The organism is Streptomyces sp. NPDC001606, assembly GCF_053596835.1.
Genome location: NZ_JBSFHC010000016.1, coordinates 1 through 17,252, shown reverse-complemented (window position 1 = coordinate 17,252; position 17,252 = coordinate 1). Strand labels below are relative to the sequence as shown.

Genomic DNA, 17,252 nt, shown 5'->3' with positions numbered 1-17,252 from the left:
TCTTGAGAGAAGTGACAGGGGCGGGGCCCCCGTCCTTCTTCAGACTAGGGGGAGCCACTGACAACGCCGGTCGGATTGCCCCGGTTGCATAACAACCCCCGGCCCTCCAGCATGCCCGACGCCGCCTTCGACGATATAGCACGTGCTTTCGATTTGCGGACGTGCTTCACCACCTTCACCCAAAGGTGTGACGGGGCTAGGGTCAGGCCCATGACTGATCACGCGCATGACCTGGCCTGTGTACGGGAAGCGACCGAGCGGCTCCTCACCGCGGTCGCCGCACTGGACAACGCGGCGCTCGCCGAGCCGTCACGCCTTCCCGGCTGGACCCGGGGCCACGTCCTCGCCCATGTCTCCCGGAACGCGGACGCCCTCGTGAACGTCCTCGAAGGCCGTCCCATGTACGCGAGCGCGGAGGCACGCGACGCCGACATCGAGCGGGACGCCCGGCGGTCCCTGGAGGAGCAGCTCACCGACCTGCGCGAGAGCGCGGCCCGCTTCCAGGCGGCGGGGGACGCGCCGGCGGACTGGACGCGCACGGTCGAGCTGCGCAACGGCGTCACCGACTCCGCGGCCGGCGTGCCGTTCCGCCGGTGGGTCGAGGTGGACCTGCACCACGTCGACCTCGGGACCGGGTACGACCTCGAGGATCTTCCGGCGGAGTTCCTGGAGCGGGAGACCGACTTCCTCACCCGGCGGTTCTCCGGGCACCCGGACGTCCCCGCGACCCGGATCACGGACGGCACGCGCGCATGGAGCACCGGCCGGGCGGCGGAAGAGCCGGAGGTCACCGTCAGCGGCGCGCCCGCGGACCTGGTGGGCTGGCTCGCCGGACGCCGTGACGGCGCGGCCCTGAAGGTCCAGGGCGGGGCGCTGCCGAAGCTGCCTCCGCTGTAAGGCCGTACGGGCCCCGCAGGGCTTCCCGCTATAGGCTGATCGCCATGACGTACAGCGGACAGGTCAAGGTCGGCGGACCGGCGGACGTGCACGAGCTGAAAGACCTGATGATCACCAAGATCGCGGTCGGCCCGATGGACAACAACGCCTATCTGCTGCGCTGCCGGGCCACCGACGAGCAGCTGCTGGTCGACGCCGCGAACGAGGCGGGAACGCTCCTCGGCATGATCGGTGACGACGGCATCGCGTCCGTCGTCACCACCCACCAGCACGGCGACCACTGGCAGGCGCTCGCCGAGGTCGTCGCCGCCACGGGCGCGCGTACCTATGCAGGCCGTGCGGACGCGCCCGGCATCCCGGTGCCCACGGACGTCCTCGTCGACGACGGCGACGTCATCCGCGTGGGCCGGGTGGAACTCACCGCACGCCACCTCGTCGGGCACACCCCCGGTTCGATCGCGCTGGTCTACGACGACCCGCACGGCCATCCGCATGTCTTCACCGGCGACTGCCTGTTCCCCGGCGGGGTCGGCAACACGCGCAAGGATCCCCAGGCGTTCGCCAGCCTGATCCACGACGTGGAGACGAAGATCTTCGATGTGCTGCCGGACGAGACGTGGGTCTATCCCGGGCACGGCAACGACACCACGCTCGGCGCGGAGAGGCCGCATCTTCCGGAGTGGCACGCGCGCGGGTGGTAGGGGGCCGGGCACGCACCCCGTGTGAACCGTTCGCACGTGCCGAAGGCGTGCGAACGCTGGCCCCGCGCTTCTGTCGTGCAGTCAACTGGTGGCGGCCCCGCGCGGGATGACGGCTCCCGCGCGGCTGTGGCCGCCGGTCCGCGACCCTGCCCTCGGCCGGCGGCCCGGTCCGGGCCGGTCTTCGCGGGCGGGCTGCGCGGCCGGCGTTCACATCACCGCAACACTCGTTCCCACCATGCGGACAAACACCGCTGTGACGTCGACAAACGCGGCGTTCGCTGCCACTCTCCCGCCATGAACCCTGCTCCTCACACCCTGCGCCGCGCGGTAGCGGCCGCCACGATCGCTCTGCTCGCCACCGCCGTCGGCTGTGCTCCGCAGCCCGAGGAGAAGTCGTCGGCCGCCTCGTCCGGTGCGGCCGCCAAGAGCTGCGCCAAGGGCAAGCTGGCCACCCAGACGTCCGGGAAGCTGACCATCGCGACGGACGAACCGGCGTACGAGCCCTGGTTCAAGGACGACAAGCCCGCAAACGGCAAGGGCTTCGAGTCGGCGGTCGCCTACGCCGTGGCCCGTCAGCTGGGGTACGACAAGAGCGCGGTCGTGTGGCAGAGCGTGCCGTTCAACAAGGCGTTCGCGCCTGGTGCGAAGACCTTCGACTTCGACATCAACCAGGTGTCGATCAGCGCCGAGCGCAAGAAGGCCGTGGACTTCTCCTCGGGCTACTACGACGTGCGGCAGGCCGTCATCGCGCTCAAGGGCAGCAAGGCCGCGAAGGCGGCGGGCATCGCCGACCTGAGGAACCTGAAACTGGGCGCTCAGGTGGGTACGACCAGCCTGGACTACATCACCGACGTGGTGAAGCCCAAGCAGGAGGCCGCCGTCTACGCCAAGAACGACCAGGCCAAGTCGGCCCTGAAGAACGGCCAGGTGGACGCCATCGTCACCGACCTGCCGACCGCCTTCTACATCACCGCCGCCGAGGTGACGGACGCGAAGATCGTCGGCCAGTTCGAGAACCAGGGCGGTACGCCGGAGCAGTTCGGGCTCGTGCTGGACAAGGGCAGCGCGCTGACCCCCTGCGTGAGCGGCGCCGTCGACGCCCTGCGTAAGGACGGCACCCTGGCGGAGCTCGAGAAGCAGTGGCTCTCCGACGCCGTCGACGCTCCGGTGCTCAAGTGACCGTCACCAAGGGCGAGTCCGCGCGGGAGGGGGCGGACGACAAGAGTGACATGCCCGGCGGCGGCTATGTGCCCTCCGCACGGCGGCTGGAACGCGAGCGCCACAAGCGGGCGCGGGCCCGGCGGGCCACGGCGATCGCGGCGCTGTCCACCCTGGTGACGGCCGTCGTGCTGTATCTGGTCGTGGTCAGCGCGCCCGGCTGGCCGCGCACCAAGGAGACGTTCTTCAGCGCCCGGTACGCGCGCGAGGCGTTCCCGAAGGTGCTCGAAGGGCTGTGGCTGAACGTCCAACTGCTGGTGGTGTGCGGAGTCGCCGTCCTGGTCCTCGGCATGGTGATCGCCGTCGCGCGGACGCTGCGCGGCCCGGTGTTCTTCCCGCTGCGGGTCCTGGCGGCCGCCTACACGGACTTCTTCCGCGGCCTTCCGCTGATCATCAACCTGATGATCGTGGTCCTGGGCGTGCCGGCGCTGCGGTTGCAGGGCGTGACGGTGGATCCGGTGCTGCTGGGCGGTACGGCGCTGACGCTGACGTACTCGGCGTACGTGGCCGAGGTGTTCCGGGCCGGCATCGAGTCGATCCACCCCTCGCAGCGCGCGGCGGCCCGCTCGCTCGGGCTGACGAACCGGCAGGCACTGCGCTACGTGGTGCTGCCGCAGGCGGTACGGCGCCAGGTGCCGCCGCTCCTCAACGACCTGGTGTCGTTGCAGAAGGACACCGGCCTGGTGTCGATCGGCGGCGCGGTGGACGCCGTACGCGCGGCCGACATCATCGTGGGCCGCAGTCTCAACTACACGCCGTACATCGTCGCGGGGGTGGTGTTCGTGGCGCTGACCATCCCGATGACCCGTTTCACCGACTGGGTGACGGCCCGGATGGACCGGCAGCGGGCCCAGGGAGGATCGCTATGAGCGACGCACACACGCCGGTCCTGCGCATGGAGTCCGTCCGGAAGACCTTCGGCGGCTCGGTCGTGCTGCGGGACGTCGATCTGGAGGTCGCGCCGCACACGGTGACCGCGCTGATCGGCGCCTCCGGCTCCGGCAAGTCCACGCTGCTGCGCTGCGCCAACCTCCTGGAGGAGATCGACGACGGCGCGATCTGGCTGGACGGCGAGGAGATCACGGATCCGCGTGCCGACCAGGACGCGGTGCGGCGCCGGATCGGTGTGGTCTTCCAGGCGTACAACCTCTTCCCGCACATGACGGTGCTGGAGAACATCACGCTCGCGCCGCGCCGGGTGCACGGCGTCTCCCGGGCCGAGGCCGAGGAGCGGGCCAGGGAGCTGCTGGAGCGCCTCGGGCTGGCCGCGAAGGCCGATGCCTATCCGGACAGGCTCAGCGGCGGCCAGCAGCAGCGTGTGGCGATCGTGCGGGCCCTTGCCGTACGGCCCCGGCTGTTGCTGCTGGACGAGATCACCGCGGCGCTCGACCCCGAGCTGGTGGGCGAGGTGCTGGAGGTGGTCCGGGGGCTGAAGGACCAGGGGATGACCATGGTGCTGGCCACCCACGAGATGGGCTTCGCGCGGGACGTCGCCGACCAGGTCTGTTTTCTGGACGGCGGGGTCGTCCTGGAGCACGGCACCGCGGAGCAGATCTTCGGCGACCCGCAGCAGGAGCGCACCCGGCGGTTCCTGCGGCGGATCGTGGAGGCCGGCCGCCTCTAGGGCCTCTCTTTCGGATCAGGTCGGCTGCGGCGCCGGCGCCTTTCTGGACGCCGGCAAGATCCGAAAGAGAGGCCCTAGGCCGCGCGGGCCGCTACGCGTCGGCCTGCGCGGCGCCCACCAGGGCGGCGACCCGCTCCACACCGAACACGTATCCCTGCACTCCGCAGCCCGCGATCACGCCGTCGGCACGGAGTGAGACGTAGGAGTGGTGCCGGAACGACTCGCGCTGGTGGATGTTGGAGATGTGCACCTCCACCACGGGCATGCCGTCGCAGGTGTTGAGCGCGTCCAGGATCGCGACCGACGTGTGCGAGTAGGCGCCGGGGTTGATGACGATCCCGCAGTGGTTCAGCCGGGCCTCGTGGATCCAGTCGACCAGCTCGCCCTCGTGGTTGGACTGCCGGAGGTCCACCGTGCCGCCGTGCGCGGCCGCCGCCTTGGCGCACATCGCCTCCACGTCGGCCAGTGTGTCCCTGCCGTAGATCTCGGGCTGGCGCTGCCCGAGCAGGTTCAGGTTGGGCCCGTTGAGGATCATGATCGGGGCGTTGGCCAGGGTGCGGGGCACGGTTCCTCCGGTCCGTCGGGGCGGTTGTCTACGACCGCTGCTCGCACCCGGTGTATCACGGTGACCGGCGGCGGGTACCGGGCCCGGTGCGCCGGTGGCCACGGCGCGCGCCGCACCCGCCGATCACCCCCGAGCGCCCCCGTAACCCGCGATTACAGCGTGTGGTTGAACAGAGCATGGCCGATGCACTTACCGTGAGCACCCCGTCCTTGCCGCGGCTCGCCGCCGCCTCGCTCGTCGGCACCGCGATCGAGTACTACGACTTCTTCGCCTACAGCACCGCGGCGGCCCTGGTGCTGGGGCCGCTGTTCTTTCCGACGTTCTCGACGCTCGCGGGGACACTGGCGGCGTTCGGGACGTTCGGGGTGGGTTTCGTGGCCCGGCCGTTGGGCTCGGTGCTGTTCGGGCACATCGGGGACCGGCGCGGACGGCGGCCGGTGCTCGTGGCCTCGCTGCTGCTCACCGGTGCCTCGACGGTGGCGGTGGGCTGTGTCCCCTCGTACCGGACGATCGGTCTCGTCGCGCCCTTGCTGCTGCTCGTGCTGCGCTTCCTGCAAGGACTGGGGCTGGGCGGCGAGTGGGGCGGTGCCGTCCTGCTGGCCGGGGAGCACGCGCCGGCCGGGCGGCGCGTGCTGTGGTCGAGCATCCCGCAGATGGGGTCCGCGGTGGGCTTCGTCCTGGCCAACGGGGTGATGCTCGCGCTGTCGGCGGCGCTGTCCGACGCGGAGTTCGCGCGGTGGGGCTGGCGGGTGCCGTTCTGGGTGGCCGGGGTGCTGGCGGTGGCCGGGCTGTGGCTGCGCTCGTCGCTCGCGGAGAGCCCTCGGTTCCTGGAAATCGACGACCACGCGCGCGTGCCGCTGGTGGAGGTCGTACGGCGTCACGGGCGGCTGGTGCTGCTGGCGGCCGGGGCGCTGTCGGTCGGGTACGCGGTGTTCTACGCGGTGACGACCTGGTCCCTGGCCTACGCGACGGAGCAGCTCGGGGTGGGCCGCGGGGTCATGCTGGGCTGTGTCATGGCCGCGGTGGTGGTGAACGGCGCGTGCACGCCGGTCGCGGCCGTGCTCGGCGACCGGTACGGGCGCCGGATCATGTGTCTGACGGGGTGTGCCGCGTGTGCCGTGTGGATGCTGCCGATGGTCGCGCTGCTCGCGACCGGCAGGCCGCTGCCCATGTTCCTCGGCATCCTGGGCGCGCTGCTGGCCTTCGTCACCATCGTCGCGGTGACCGCCGCCTATCTGCCGGAGCTGTTCGAGGCGCGGGTGCGCTGCACCGGCGCGGCGGTCAGCTACAACCTGGGCGGGGTCCTCGGTGGCGCGCTCACCCCGATCGTGGCCACCGCTCTCGCGGCGCACGGGGGCCGTGTGCCGTGGGGGGTGGGCCTCTATCTGACGGGGGTCGCGCTCTTCAGCCTGGGGTGCTTCGCGTTGCTGCCGGAGACCAGGCCGGCGCCGGTGCCGGCGGCGGAACCGGTCATGGGCTGACCGCCAGTTCCAGATAGGCCGCGAAGACGATCAGGTGGACGCCGCCCTGGAGGGGCGTGGCGCGCCCCGGCACCACGGTCAGCGTGCCGACCACCATGGTGAGCGCGAGCAGCAGCATATGGCTGGCGCCGAGCCCGAGGACGAGGGGCCCGGACAGCCAGACGGTGGCGAGCGCCACGGCCGGGATGGTGAGGCCGATGCTGGCCATCGCGGAGCCGAGGGCGAGATTGAGACTGGTCTGTACACGATCGCGCCGGGCCGCGCGCAGTGCGGCGATCGTCTCGGGCAGCAGGACGAGCAGGGCGATGATCACGCCCACCACGGCGTGCGGCAGGCCCGCCGCCTTCACCCCCGACTCGAGGGCGGGCGAGACGCCCTTGGCCAGGCCCACCACGCCGACCAGTGCGAGCGCGAGCAGCCCGAGGCTGGTCCAGGCGGTGCGCGCGGAGGGGGGTTGGGCGTGGTCGTCGGCGGTGATGACCTCGCCCTGGCGGGTGACGGGCAGGAAGTAGTCGCGGTGGCGCACGGTCTCGGTGGCCACGAACAGGCCGTACAGGGCGAGTGACGACACCGCGGCGAACGTCAGTTGGCCGGCGGAGAACTCAGGGCCGGGCCTGCTGGTGGTGAAGGTCGGCAGCACCAGGCTGAGGGTGGCCAGCGTGGCCACGGTGGCCAGGGCGGCGCCGGTGCCCTCGGGGTTGAAGACGGCGATGCCGTGCCGCAGGGAGGCGAAGAGCAGGCACAGCCCGAGGATGCCGTTGCAGGTGATCATCACGGCGGCGAAGACGGTGTCCCTTGCCAGGGTGGCACTCTTGGGTCCGCCGTCGGCCATCAGGGTGACGATCAGGGCCACCTCGATGATCGTGACGGCGATCGCGAGAACCAGGGAACCGAAGGGTTCGCCGACGCGGTGGGCGACCACCTCGGCGTGGTGCACGGCCGCCAGGACCGAGCCGGCGAGCACCACGCTCACCAGGGCGACGACAGCGTCGGGCAGAGGACGGCCCCAGGTGAAGGCCAGCAGGACGACGGCGAGCACCGGCGCGAGGGTCGTCCACTGCACGGCGGGCGATCGCGGCCGAGTGATCATGTGGTGATCGTCGCAGAGCCGTGCGGGGTTCGCATGTCGCTCGTTTCGGGCGGTCTTCGGTGGGCGGGGCGCTCGGCTGGTCCGGTCCACCCACCGGGTAACTCCTCGGAGTGAAGCTTCGGCGCGTTCGGCCTCATGGACGGCTCCGCATGATCGACTCGGCTGTGTTGCAGGACTGACAGAGGTGAGACGCATGACTGAAGCAAGCGCCGTTTCGGTGTCCGACTCCGCCAAGCACCGCATCTTCGCCATGCTGGACGTGGACGGTGACGGTCTGATCACCACGGCGGAGTACCTCGCCAGGGTGGACCGCGTGGCCGCGGCCACGGGCCGCGACGCCGGTCACCCGGTCGTCACGGCCGCACGCGCTGCTCATGAAGCGGTCTGGCAGGACATGGACGCCGACGGCGACGGCCGGGTGAGCTTCGAGGAGTACCGGACGTGGGCGGGCCACGACGCGTTCGAGCGCTCCTGCCGGCCCGCCCTGGGTTCGCTGTTCGACCTCGCCGACCTCGATGGCGACGGGCGGTTGAACCGGGAGGAGTTCACCCGTCTGCGGGTGGCGGCCGGGAACACGGGGACGCACGCCGACGCCGCCTTCGACGATCTCGACACCGACGGCGACGGATTCGTCGACCGCGACACCTACCTGACGGGAATCCGGGAGTTCGTCACGACGGGTGTCTCCCCGATGGCCGCCGTGTACGGCGACGACTGACCGGCGCTCAGCCCGCTGAAGCCCGGTCGCGGACGAGGGGCTCCTCCTCGGCGGCCGCCTGCTTCCGGGAGGCCAGCAGGCTGGTGATCGTCGTGACCACCAGGACGGCGCAGATCACGCCGAGCGAGACCGGGATGCTGATCTCGGGGACAGGGACCCCGGACTCGTGCAGTGCGTGCAGCACCAGCTTGACGCCGATGAAGCCCAGGATGATCGACAGGCCGTAGGAGAGGTGGACCAGCTTCTTCAGCAGGCCGCCGATGAGGAAGTACAGCTGTCGCAGACCCATCAGGGCGAAGGCGTTGGCGGTGAAGACGATGTACGGGTCCTGGGTCAGGCCGAAGATCGCGGGTATGGAGTCGAGGGCGAACAGGACGTCGGTGGTGCCGATGGCGAGCATCACGACCAGCATCGGGGTCATGACCCGCTTGCCGTTCTGCCGGATCCACAGCTTGGTGCCGTGGTACCGGTCCGCCACGCCGAACCTGCGCTCGGCGGCCTTCAGCAGCTTGTTCTCCTCGAACTCCTCGTTCTCCTTGTCCGCGCGGGCCTCCTGGACGAGCTTCCAGGCGGTCCAGACGAGGAAGGCGCCGAAGAGGTAGAACACCCAGGAGAAGCTCGCGATGATCGCGGCTCCGGCGGCGATGAAGACAGCCCGCAGGACCAGGGCTATGAGGACGCCGACGAGCAGGACCCGCTGCTGATACCGGGTCGGCACGGCGAACTTCGCCATGATCAGGACGAAGACGAAGAGGTTGTCGACGCTCAGCGACTTCTCGGTGATGAAGCCCGCGAAGAACTCGCCGGTCGGTCGTCCGCCGCCGAAGACGAGCAGACCGAGGCCGAAGAGCCCGGCGAGGACGATCCAGACGACGGTCCAGATTCCGGCTTCCTTAACGGACACCTCATGCGGCTTGCGGCCGATGAGGAAGTCGACGGCGATCAGGGCGGCGAGGCCCACAACGGTAAGGACCCACAGGGTCAGGGAGACTTCCACGGCACCTCCGGCAGTGCGTCACGGCAAACACGTCAGCGTTGTCGCTGCCGGAGGTCTCTTCCACCCGTGCGGGGCCGGCGCCCCGGGACCGGAACCGGTCCGTACTGACGGGTGCGCCGCAGTCAGGGAGTACTCCCCTCCGTACGGAAGACAGTACCCCAATCACCAAGGAAAGGTAAAGGCAAAGGCAAAGAAAGAATCAAACTCGCTGATCAGAGCGCTTTACCTGTCCTTGATTCTCGCTGTGGCGACCTCGGTCAGCACCTGCTCCAGGATCCGGCTGCCCCTCGGCACCAGAGCGGGTTCGTAGGTCCATGCATGGCCGACCCAGGGGTCGGCGAGGTGGTCGTCGGGGACGGGGGTGAGTCGCATCAGCGAACGCCACAGCGGGTCGAGCAACGGGCCGTAGGCAGCGGAGTCCTCCCGGTCCGCCACCAGCAGCAGGTGCACACCGACGGCCGGACCCTCGTCGGCGAGATAGCGCAGCCGGGTCACGGCCCGGTCGTCGAAACCGTGCGGGAAGTCATTGACGATCAGCAGCTGCCGGGCGGTGTCGAGATCGTCGGGCAGTGCCTCCGGCGCGCCGCCCCGCACCGCCATCTGCACCAGGTCGACCCGCCGGGTGAGCCTCTCCAGCGCGGCGGTGACGCCGGCCGCCCCGGCCGCGGGCGGGGCGGCCAGCACCCGCGCCCGGGTCAGCGGGAACAGCGCCCGCGCCCCGGCGCCGGCCGGGTCGACGACCTGCACACCGAACTCGCCCGCCGGATGAACGGCGAGCAGCCGCGCCGCGACCGACACCGCCGCCTCCATGGCCAGATGCCGCAGCTCCGCCGAGTCCGGGACGGAGCCGGTGAGGGCCGCCGGGCCGCTGTCGATCCACAGGCCGCGCTCCAGCGGCAGCCGCACCAGCAGGGGAATGCGCAGCGGGGTGCTCTCCGGGAGGTGGAGATCGCCGAGCCGGAGAGCCATCGGCGGCTCGGTGGGCACCCGGTAACCGTGCCAGACCGGGTTGTCCCAGCGGGCGTAGGCGGGCGGAAGCGCGGGCTCGACCACCTCGGACTCCGCGGTGAGCTGGGCGAGGTCACGGTCGAGAGCAGCGCGCGCCTGGTCGACGAGCTGGGCCCGGCGGGCATGGGCCGCATCGCGTACGGTGTCGCCCCCGGCTCCGAGCCGGACGGCCGGGTCGGCGAGGGCCTGCTCCAGCTCCTTGTCCAGACGGGAGTCGGCGAAGTCGACGGCGCTGCGGTATGCCGCCGTGGTGCGGGCCAGGTCCTCGAACATGCCCCACACCTGGTTGTACAGCCGCTCCTCCATCGACCAGCCCACGGCATCGCCCGCGACGGGCGCGCCGGGCTGCGCGTCGCTGTCCGGGGCGGCGGGCGGCGGGGTGGTGGAGAGACGGCGGCCGGGGTGCGTGTAGTCGACCGGCATGCCCGTCGCGTGCGCATCGGTGCCCGGCGCCTGGGTGTCGAGGGGGCTCCGGCCCGTGTCGTACGGGTGCTGCGCGGGCCGGGAGTCGTACGACGGCGTCGGCATCGCGGCAGTTGCCCCCGCGGTCGGAACGTCCTGGGGTGTGGGCACGGCGGACGGTGCGGGTGCCGCGGGGGCGGTCTGGACGGTGGCTGCGAGCCGGTCCGCCTCGGGCAGTCCCCGGTCGGTGAAGAGCGCCGGGAGACCGCCGGCATAGCCCTGGCCCGTGGCGCGCACCTTCCAGCCGCCCTGCCGGCGGTACAGCTCCAGGGCGAGCACGGCCGTCTCGGTGTCGAGGCCGGTGAGGGTGAAGCAGGCGACTTCGGTGCCGTCGGGCCCGTTGACGGTGGTGTGCGGGGCGGGCGCGGCACCGAACCGGAGCGGGCCGCCGGTCCCGGTGGGCAGGGCGAGGAACACGTCGACGCGGTGCACGGCCTCGGGTACGGCGGTCAGGTCGACGGCCAGGCGATGCTCGGCGGCGATCCGGTGGGACACCACCACCCCGGGCAGCTCGGGGGCGCCGGGGTGGGCCACCCATTGGGGGCCGTGTACCGTGCCGCTCTCGTCGCCGAGCGTCGCTCCGACCAGGACCGGCACTCCGGCCGAGATCCGGATCTCCAGCCGGTTCTGGGACAGCGGGTGGTTCTGCCCCCGCACCAGCTCGGCCGTCATCGCCGTGGCCCCCCCCCGTGTCGTGTTGTCGTCGCGCCTGCCCGCCGGTGCGGGCGGTGTGGTGTCAGAGAAGCGGCAGGATCGCCGGCATGAGGTCCTGGAACGTGCGGCCCTGGGCCGGGTTGCCGAGCGCGGTCATCGTCCAGCCCGTGCCGGCACGGTGCACCTTGGCCATGATCTGGGCGGTGTAGTCGCCGCCGCCGTCCAGCGTGTAGCGGGCCAGCTCCTGACCGGTGGTCTCGTCCACGAGGCGGCAGAACGCGTTCTGCACCTCCTGGAAGGTCTGGCCCGTGAAGGAGTTCACGGTGAAGACGATCTGGTCGACGTGGACCGGGACCCGCTGGAGGTCCACCAGGATCGCCTCGTCGTCCCCGCCCTGGCCGACGCCGCCGACCAGGTTGTCACCGGTGTGGCGCACGGAACCGTCGTCGCTCACCAGGTGACGGAAGAAGACGACGTCGACCGGCTGCTTCTCGGCGAAGAGCACCGCGGAGGCGTCCAGGTCGATCTCCTTGGTGCGCGAACCGAACAGACCGCGCCGCTTCGCCGCCTGCCAGCCGAGTCCCATGCGGACCGCGGTCAGGGAGCCTCCGTCCTTCTTCTCCAGGCTGATGGCCTGACCCTTGGTCAAGTTGACGGACACGGCTGAATCCCCTCTCGATGGTCCCCTGTTGCCGCGCACTGCGCGGTTGTCCAGAACCCTACGCAGGGGCACCGACAGTGCCGAACCCCGGCCCGCGCTTTGTGTCGGTGTTGCAACACTTGACACCTGACATACGCAAACGCCCGAGGTCCGGCACGGTGGCGGGGTTCAGGCGATGCCTGCCTCCCGCATCTGGCGCAGCTCCTTCTTCATCTCCGACACCTCGTCGCGCAGCCGGGCGGCGATCTCGAACTGGAGCTCCGCCGCCGCGGCGCGCATCCGCTCGGTCATCGCCTCGATCTGCTCGGCGAGTTCGGCCGCCGGTCGGTCCGTGGGCACCGCCTTGCCCTGAGCCGATTTGGTGGCCTTTCCGGTCTTCGCTCCCTTTGCCGCCTTGTCGCCCAGCGACGGTACGGGTGCCTTGGCGCCCTTGCCGTCCTTGGACTTGCGGTAGCCGGAGCCGAGGAGCTGCTCGGTGTCGATCTCCTCGCGCGCGATCTGCGCGACGATGTCGTTGATCTTCTTGCGCAGTGGCTGCGGGTCGATGCCGTTGGCCTTGTTGTAGGCGATCTGCTTCTCCCGGCGGCGGTTGGTCTCGTCGATGGCCCGCTCCATCGCCGGGGTGATCTTGTCGGCGTACATATGGACCTGGCCGGAGACATTGCGCGCCGCGCGGCCGATGGTCTGGATCAGCGAGGTGCCGGAGCGCAGGAAGCCCTCCTTGTCGGCGTCGAGGATGGCCACGAGGGACACCTCGGGCAGGTCGAGGCCCTCGCGCAGGAGGTTGATGCCGACCAGGACGTCGTACTCACCGGAGCGCAGTTCGCGCAGCAGCTCGACCCGGCGCAGGGTGTCGACGTCGCTGTGCAGGTAGCGCACCTGGATGCCGAGTTCCAGGAAGTAGTCGGTGAGGTCCTCGGCCATCTTCTTGGTCAGCGTGGTGACCAGGACGCGCTCGTCCTTCTCGGTGCGCTTGCGGATCTCGTGCACCAGGTCGTCGATCTGGCCCTCGGTGGGCTTTACCACGACCTCGGGGTCGACCAGGCCGGTCGGGCGGATGATCTGCTCGACGACGCCGTTGGAGCGCGAGAGCTCGTAGGCGCCCGGGGTGGCCGAGAGGTAGACGGTCTGCCCGATGCGCTCCTGGAACTCCTCCCACTTCAGGGGGCGGTTGTCCAGTGCGGAGGGCAGGCGGAAGCCGTGATCCACGAGGGTGCGCTTACGAGAGGCGTCGCCTTCGTACATGGCGCCGATCTGCGGCACGGTGACGTGGGACTCGTCGATGACGAGCAGGAAGTCGTCCGGGAAGTAGTCCAGCAGGGTGTTGGGTGGGGAGCCGGGCGAGCGGCCGTCGAAGTGCATCGAGTAGTTCTCCACGCCGGAGCAGGTGCCGATCTGGCGGAGCATCTCGATGTCGTAGGTGGTGCGCATCCGCAGCCGCTGGGCCTCCAGGAGCTTGCCCTGCTTCTCCAGCTCGGCGAGGCGCTCCCCCAGTTCCTTCTCGATGTCGTTGACGGCCCGCTCCATGCGTTCGGGACCGGCCACGTAGTGGGAGGCGGGGAAGACGTAGAGCTGCTGGTCGTCGCTGATGATCTCGCCGGTGAGCGGGTGCAGGGTGGACAGCGCCTCGATCTCGTCGCCGAACATCTCGATGCGGACGGCCAGCTCCTCGTAGACCGGGAAGATCTCGATGGTGTCGCCGCGGACCCGGAAGGTGCCCCGGGCGAAGGCCATGTCGTTGCGCGTGTACTGGATGTCGACGAAGCGGCGCAGCAGTTCGTCCCGGTCGATCTCGTCGCCGACCCTCAGCGGGACCATCCGGTCCACGTACTCCTGCGGAGTGCCGAGGCCGTAGATGCAGGACACCGAGGCGACGACGATGACATCGCGGCGGGTGAGCAGGGAGTTGGTCGCCGAGTGGCGCAGGCGCTCGACCTCCTCGTTGATCGAGGAGTCCTTCTCGATGTAGGTGTCCGACTGCGGAACGTAGGCCTCGGGCTGGTAGTAGTCGTAGTACGAGACGAAGTACTCGACCGCGTTGTTCGGCAACAGCTCGCGGAACTCGTTGGCCAGCTGGGCGGCCAGGGTCTTGTTCGGTGCCATCACCAGGGTGGGCCGCTGGAGCTTCTCGATCATCCACGCGGTGGTGGCGGACTTGCCGGTGCCGGTCGCGCCCAGCAGGACGACGTCCTTCTCACCGGCCTCGATGCGCTTGGCCAGGTCGGCGATGGCTGTCGGCTGGTCGCCGCTGGGCTGGTAGGGGCTGACGACCTCGAAGGGCGCCACCGTGCGTTCGATGTGGGAAACGGGCCGCATGCCATCCACCGTACGACCCCGCACTGACAACAGGTCCCGATCAGCGGTTCCGCTCGGGTCCGGCCCCGGTTCCGCGGGTTGGGATCAGCGGTTCTGCGGGGTGCGGGAGCCGTGGTGCTCGGGGCGGCGGACCGGCCTGGCGCCTTCGGGTGGCGCCGGGCGGCGCTCCGGGTGGGAGGCGACGGCGGCGGCCGGAACGCCGGGCTTGTGTTCGGCGGGCCGGAGACCGGGCCGGCCCGCGACCATCGACGGATCGAAGACCACGACGACTCCGGCGAGCAGCAGGAAGGCGAGCGGGCCGATCAGCATGGGCGCGAGCACGGACGGCTCCGGTGCACCGGCGGTGCCGTGGGAGACGCCGTCGAGATGGACGCCGAGGGCCGCCATTCCGGTGTAGTGCATGCCGCTGACGGCGAGCCCCATGACCAGGCTCGCTCCCACGCTCCACAGAAAGCCGCGGACGCGGCCGGCGGCCCACAGCGCGGCGGTGGCGGCGACGACGGCTATGACGACGGAGATGGCGACGGTGACGGTGTTGTAGGTGAACCGCCCGTGGAAGCGCACTCCGGCCATGCCCAGGTAGTGCATCGAGGCGACGCCCAGACCGGTGATCGTGCCTCCGGTGAAGAGGGCGGTGCCGGTGGCGCCGCGGTAACCGACGATGAAGATCCCGATGCCCACCATCACGATGGCCAGGCCGAGGCTCGCATAGGTGATCGGTTTGTCGTAGTGGATCGGCGCTTCCTTGATGGAGAAGCCCATCATCGCGACGAAGTGCATGGTCCATATGCCGGAGCCGATCGCGGCCGAGCCGAGGGCCAGCCAGGCGGGCCGCCGCGCGTGTGTGACCAGCAGGGACCGGGTGGTGCACCGCAGGCCGAGGGCACCGCCGAGGCAGGCCATCAGATAGGCGACCAATGGGGTGACGGCCCCGTAGCTGAATCCGTCGACCGTGCCTTGCATCCGCGGCTGCCCTTCCGCCCTCTTCTGTCCCGGAATACCCGAAAACGCCCCCCGTCCCAGGACCGCGTCGGCGGCCAGGGTTGTCGCAGAGAGTATGACCCCCACCAGAATGGTCGAACGATTTTCCGGCAAAGAAACACGCCCTTGCCCCAGATGTGCGGCAGCGGTGAGCGGGCCTGGACATCTTCGTGCGATCTGTGGCGGTCGTGCGCCCAGGTGCCGTTGACCCTCTGCTGTCAGTCTGGTGCTGTCGGTGTTTGCTCGACGCGAGGAGTACGGATGCACGCGCGCGTAGTTGCCGCCACGGTCGCGGCGGTCCTCGGCACGGTGGCCCTGCTGGCCTCCGTCTCCGGATCCGACGCCCGGGCGGGTGAGGTCGGCGAGCCCACGGTGATCGCCCATCGGGGTGCTTCCGCCTACGCGCCGGAGAACACGCTGGCCTCGATCGACAAAGCCGCGGAGATGGGCTTCTCCTGGGTCGAGAACGATGTGCAGCGCACCAAGGACGGCGAGCTGGTCGTCATCCACGACGCCGGCCTCGCCCGGACCACCGATGTCGAGCAGGTCTTTCCCGGCCGGGCGCCGTGGAAGGTGAAGGACTTCACCGCCGCGGAGATCGCCCGGCTGGACGCGGGCAGCTGGTTCTCGTCCGCCTACGCGGGCACGCGCGTGCCGACGCTCCGGCAGTACATGCGCCGGATCGAGCACAACCACGAGAACCTGCTCCTGGAGGTCAAGAACCCGGAGCTCTACCCAGGCATCGAGCAGCAGATCCTCAAGCTCCTCGGGGACGAGGGCTGGCTGGACCGCGCGCACCTGCGGCGGCTCATCGTGCAGAGCTTCAGCGCCGACAGCGTGCGCACGGTCCACCGGCTGGATCCCGACGTGACCACCGCCTACCTCGGCGCACCCACCGCGGCGCAGCTGCACGGGTACGCGCGCTTCACGGATCTGATCAATCCGTCGTACACCTCGCTCTCGCGGGGGTACGTGGCGGCGGTGCACGCCTTCGACGGGCCGCACGGCAGGCCGCTTCGGGTCTTCGCGTGGACAGTGAACGACGCGGCCACCGCCCGCAGGGCCGCGGGCCTGGGTGTCGACGGGGTGATCACCAACGAGCCCGACGTGGTCCGGGCGGCGCTGGCGGACCGGGCCGGGCAGGCGTTGTCAGTGGGGGGCCGTACCGTGGGCGCATGGACAGCCATGGGCAGGATGAGCAGCGGATCGTATGGGCGGTGGCCGGTACCGACATCGGTCCGCTGATGCTGGTCGCGACCCGGGACGGCCTGGTCAACGTCGTCTTCCATGCCACCGAGGCGGTGCGCGAGCGGACCCTGGAGCGGCTGGCGGCCCGGCTGGGCGCCGACCCCGTGGAGGACCCGGACGCACCGCTGCTGGCCGAGGCCATGGGCCAGCTGCGGGCGTACTTCGCGGGCGAGCGGCATGACTTCGACCTGCCGCTGGACTGGTCGCTGATCTCCGGTTTCAACCGGCAGGTCCTGCGGGAGCTGGCCTCGGGCGTCCCGTACGGCACCGTGGTGGGGTACGGGGATCTGGCCGGCCGGGTCGGGCAGCCCGGTGCGGCGCAGGCGGTGGGCGCGGCCATGGGCGCCAATCCCCTGCCGGTGGTCGTGCCGTGCCACCGGGTGGTGGAGAGCGACGGCGGCATCGGCGGCTTCGGGGGCGGTCTGGAGACCAAGCGGAAGCTGCTCGCCCTGGAAGGCGTGCTGCCCCAGCCGTTGTTCTGACCTCCGCCAGGGAGGGCCCACGACGCCGGCAAGATCCGAAAGAGAGGCCCTAGTTGTTCTGTCCTGGGAGGTTGTGGACGGGTGGGCCAGGTCTCGGCTGAGGGGTCTTGAACGGGTGAGGGCCTTCCGGTTCGGTGTGGATTGCGACG

Annotated in this window: 16 protein-coding genes; 9 read left to right on the top strand and 7 right to left on the bottom strand. The window is 70.4% G+C overall.

Annotation, left to right across the window (positions count from 1 at the left end; all coding sequences use genetic code 11):
- The first annotated feature begins 210 nt into the window (after window positions 1–210).
- From ACWCV9_RS26150 to ACWCV9_RS26130, 5 genes are all read left to right on the top strand, one after another.
- Window positions 211–897 carry a maleylpyruvate isomerase family mycothiol-dependent enzyme gene (locus ACWCV9_RS26150; protein ID WP_450790059.1) on the top strand — a complete coding sequence of 229 codons (687 nt, stop codon included), beginning with the start codon at window positions 211–213 and terminating at the stop codon, window positions 895–897.
- 44 nt (window positions 898–941) lie between these two features.
- Window positions 942–1,598 carry an MBL fold metallo-hydrolase gene (locus ACWCV9_RS26145; protein WP_385843102.1) on the top strand — a complete coding sequence of 219 codons (657 nt, stop codon included), beginning with the start codon at window positions 942–944 and terminating at the stop codon, window positions 1,596–1,598.
- 294 nt (window positions 1,599–1,892) lie between these two features.
- Window positions 1,893–2,777: an ABC transporter substrate-binding protein gene (locus tag ACWCV9_RS26140; RefSeq protein WP_450790057.1), complete on the top strand. Its 885-nt coding sequence runs from the start codon at window positions 1,893–1,895 to the stop codon at window positions 2,775–2,777.
- Window positions 2,774–3,685 (top strand): amino acid ABC transporter permease, encoded by a 912-nt coding sequence (locus tag ACWCV9_RS26135; protein ID WP_450790055.1) that lies wholly within the window; start codon window positions 2,774–2,776, stop codon window positions 3,683–3,685. Before ACWCV9_RS26140 ends, ACWCV9_RS26135 begins: the two co-directional genes overlap by 4 nt.
- Window positions 3,682–4,440 (top strand): amino acid ABC transporter ATP-binding protein, encoded by a 759-nt coding sequence (locus tag ACWCV9_RS26130; protein ID WP_450790053.1) that lies wholly within the window; start codon window positions 3,682–3,684, stop codon window positions 4,438–4,440. Before ACWCV9_RS26135 ends, ACWCV9_RS26130 begins: the two co-directional genes overlap by 4 nt.
- Window positions 4,441–4,531: 91 nt before the next feature.
- Here the strand turns inward: ACWCV9_RS26130 and aroQ are convergent, their stop codons facing one another.
- Window positions 4,532–5,005, bottom strand: a complete 474-nt coding sequence (gene aroQ, locus ACWCV9_RS26125; protein WP_450790051.1) for a type II 3-dehydroquinate dehydratase — start codon at window positions 5,003–5,005, stop codon at window positions 4,532–4,534.
- A gap of 209 nt (window positions 5,006–5,214) precedes the next feature.
- Between aroQ and ACWCV9_RS26120 the strand changes: the two genes are divergently transcribed.
- Window positions 5,215–6,486 carry an MFS transporter gene (locus ACWCV9_RS26120; RefSeq protein ID WP_450790318.1) on the top strand — a complete coding sequence of 424 codons (1,272 nt, stop codon included), beginning with the start codon at window positions 5,215–5,217 and terminating at the stop codon, window positions 6,484–6,486.
- On the opposite strand, the gene ACWCV9_RS26115 is transcribed toward ACWCV9_RS26120, so the two are convergent.
- Window positions 6,476–7,576, bottom strand: coding sequence for a calcium:proton antiporter (locus ACWCV9_RS26115; RefSeq protein WP_450790049.1), 1,101 nt, complete (start codon window positions 7,574–7,576; stop codon window positions 6,476–6,478). The two genes, ACWCV9_RS26120 and ACWCV9_RS26115, sit on opposite strands and share 11 nt — an antisense overlap.
- Window positions 7,577–7,769: 193 nt before the next feature.
- On the opposite strand from ACWCV9_RS26115, the gene ACWCV9_RS26110 reads away from it, so the two are divergent.
- Complete coding sequence (locus ACWCV9_RS26110) at window positions 7,770–8,294, top strand: EF-hand domain-containing protein (protein ID WP_450790047.1); 525 nt, start codon at window positions 7,770–7,772, stop codon at window positions 8,292–8,294.
- Between the two features lie 7 nt (window positions 8,295–8,301).
- Here ACWCV9_RS26110 and ACWCV9_RS26105 read toward each other — a convergent pair whose 3' ends face one another.
- From ACWCV9_RS26105 to ACWCV9_RS26085, 5 genes are all read right to left on the bottom strand, one after another.
- A complete protein-coding gene (locus tag ACWCV9_RS26105; RefSeq protein ID WP_450790045.1) occupies window positions 8,302–9,291 on the bottom strand; it encodes a TerC/Alx family metal homeostasis membrane protein in 990 nt (329 codons plus the stop codon).
- A gap of 222 nt (window positions 9,292–9,513) precedes the next feature.
- A complete protein-coding gene (locus tag ACWCV9_RS26100) occupies window positions 9,514–11,433 on the bottom strand; it encodes a TerD family protein (protein WP_450790043.1) in 1,920 nt (639 codons plus the stop codon).
- A 64-nt stretch (window positions 11,434–11,497) separates the two neighbouring features.
- A complete protein-coding gene (locus ACWCV9_RS26095) occupies window positions 11,498–12,076 on the bottom strand; it encodes a TerD family protein (protein ID WP_385843089.1) in 579 nt (192 codons plus the stop codon).
- A gap of 168 nt (window positions 12,077–12,244) precedes the next feature.
- Window positions 12,245–14,392, bottom strand: coding sequence for an excinuclease ABC subunit UvrB (gene uvrB / locus ACWCV9_RS26090; RefSeq protein WP_450790040.1), 2,148 nt, complete (start codon window positions 14,390–14,392; stop codon window positions 12,245–12,247).
- An 84-nt stretch (window positions 14,393–14,476) separates the two neighbouring features.
- Window positions 14,477–15,355: an MHYT domain-containing protein gene (locus ACWCV9_RS26085; RefSeq protein ID WP_450790038.1), complete on the bottom strand. Its 879-nt coding sequence runs from the start codon at window positions 15,353–15,355 to the stop codon at window positions 14,477–14,479.
- Window positions 15,356–15,634: 279 nt separating this feature from the next.
- On the opposite strand from ACWCV9_RS26085, the gene ACWCV9_RS26080 reads away from it, so the two are divergent.
- Both ACWCV9_RS26080 and ACWCV9_RS26075 read left to right on the top strand, forming a co-directional pair.
- A complete protein-coding gene (locus ACWCV9_RS26080) occupies window positions 15,635–16,618 on the top strand; it encodes a glycerophosphodiester phosphodiesterase (protein WP_450790036.1) in 984 nt (327 codons plus the stop codon).
- Window positions 16,549–17,103, top strand: a complete 555-nt coding sequence (locus tag ACWCV9_RS26075; RefSeq protein WP_450790034.1) for a methylated-DNA--[protein]-cysteine S-methyltransferase — start codon at window positions 16,549–16,551, stop codon at window positions 17,101–17,103. Before ACWCV9_RS26080 ends, ACWCV9_RS26075 begins: the two co-directional genes overlap by 70 nt.
- The last annotated feature ends 149 nt before the right edge of the window (window positions 17,104–17,252 follow it).

Coding starts and splice junctions, on each gene's coding strand:
- ACWCV9_RS26100 (WP_450790043.1), bottom strand. CDS start 11,433: ATGACGGCCGAGCTGGTGCGGGGGCAGAACCACCCGCTGTCCCAGAAC.
- ACWCV9_RS26115 (WP_450790049.1), bottom strand. CDS start 7,576: ATGATCACTCGGCCGCGATCGCCCGCCGTGCAGTGGACGACCCTCGCG.
- ACWCV9_RS26130 (WP_450790053.1), top strand. CDS start 3,682: ATGAGCGACGCACACACGCCGGTCCTGCGCATGGAGTCCGTCCGGAAG.
- ACWCV9_RS26145 (WP_385843102.1), top strand. CDS start 942: ATGACGTACAGCGGACAGGTCAAGGTCGGCGGACCGGCGGACGTGCAC.
- uvrB (WP_450790040.1), bottom strand. CDS start 14,392: ATGCGGCCCGTTTCCCACATCGAACGCACGGTGGCGCCCTTCGAGGTC.
- ACWCV9_RS26140 (WP_450790057.1), top strand. CDS start 1,893: ATGAACCCTGCTCCTCACACCCTGCGCCGCGCGGTAGCGGCCGCCACG.
- ACWCV9_RS26075 (WP_450790034.1), top strand. CDS start 16,549: ATGGACAGCCATGGGCAGGATGAGCAGCGGATCGTATGGGCGGTGGCC.
- ACWCV9_RS26085 (WP_450790038.1), bottom strand. CDS start 15,355: ATGCAAGGCACGGTCGACGGATTCAGCTACGGGGCCGTCACCCCATTG.
- ACWCV9_RS26080 (WP_450790036.1), top strand. CDS start 15,635: ATGCACGCGCGCGTAGTTGCCGCCACGGTCGCGGCGGTCCTCGGCACG.
- ACWCV9_RS26150 (WP_450790059.1), top strand. CDS start 211: ATGACTGATCACGCGCATGACCTGGCCTGTGTACGGGAAGCGACCGAG.
- ACWCV9_RS26110 (WP_450790047.1), top strand. CDS start 7,770: ATGACTGAAGCAAGCGCCGTTTCGGTGTCCGACTCCGCCAAGCACCGC.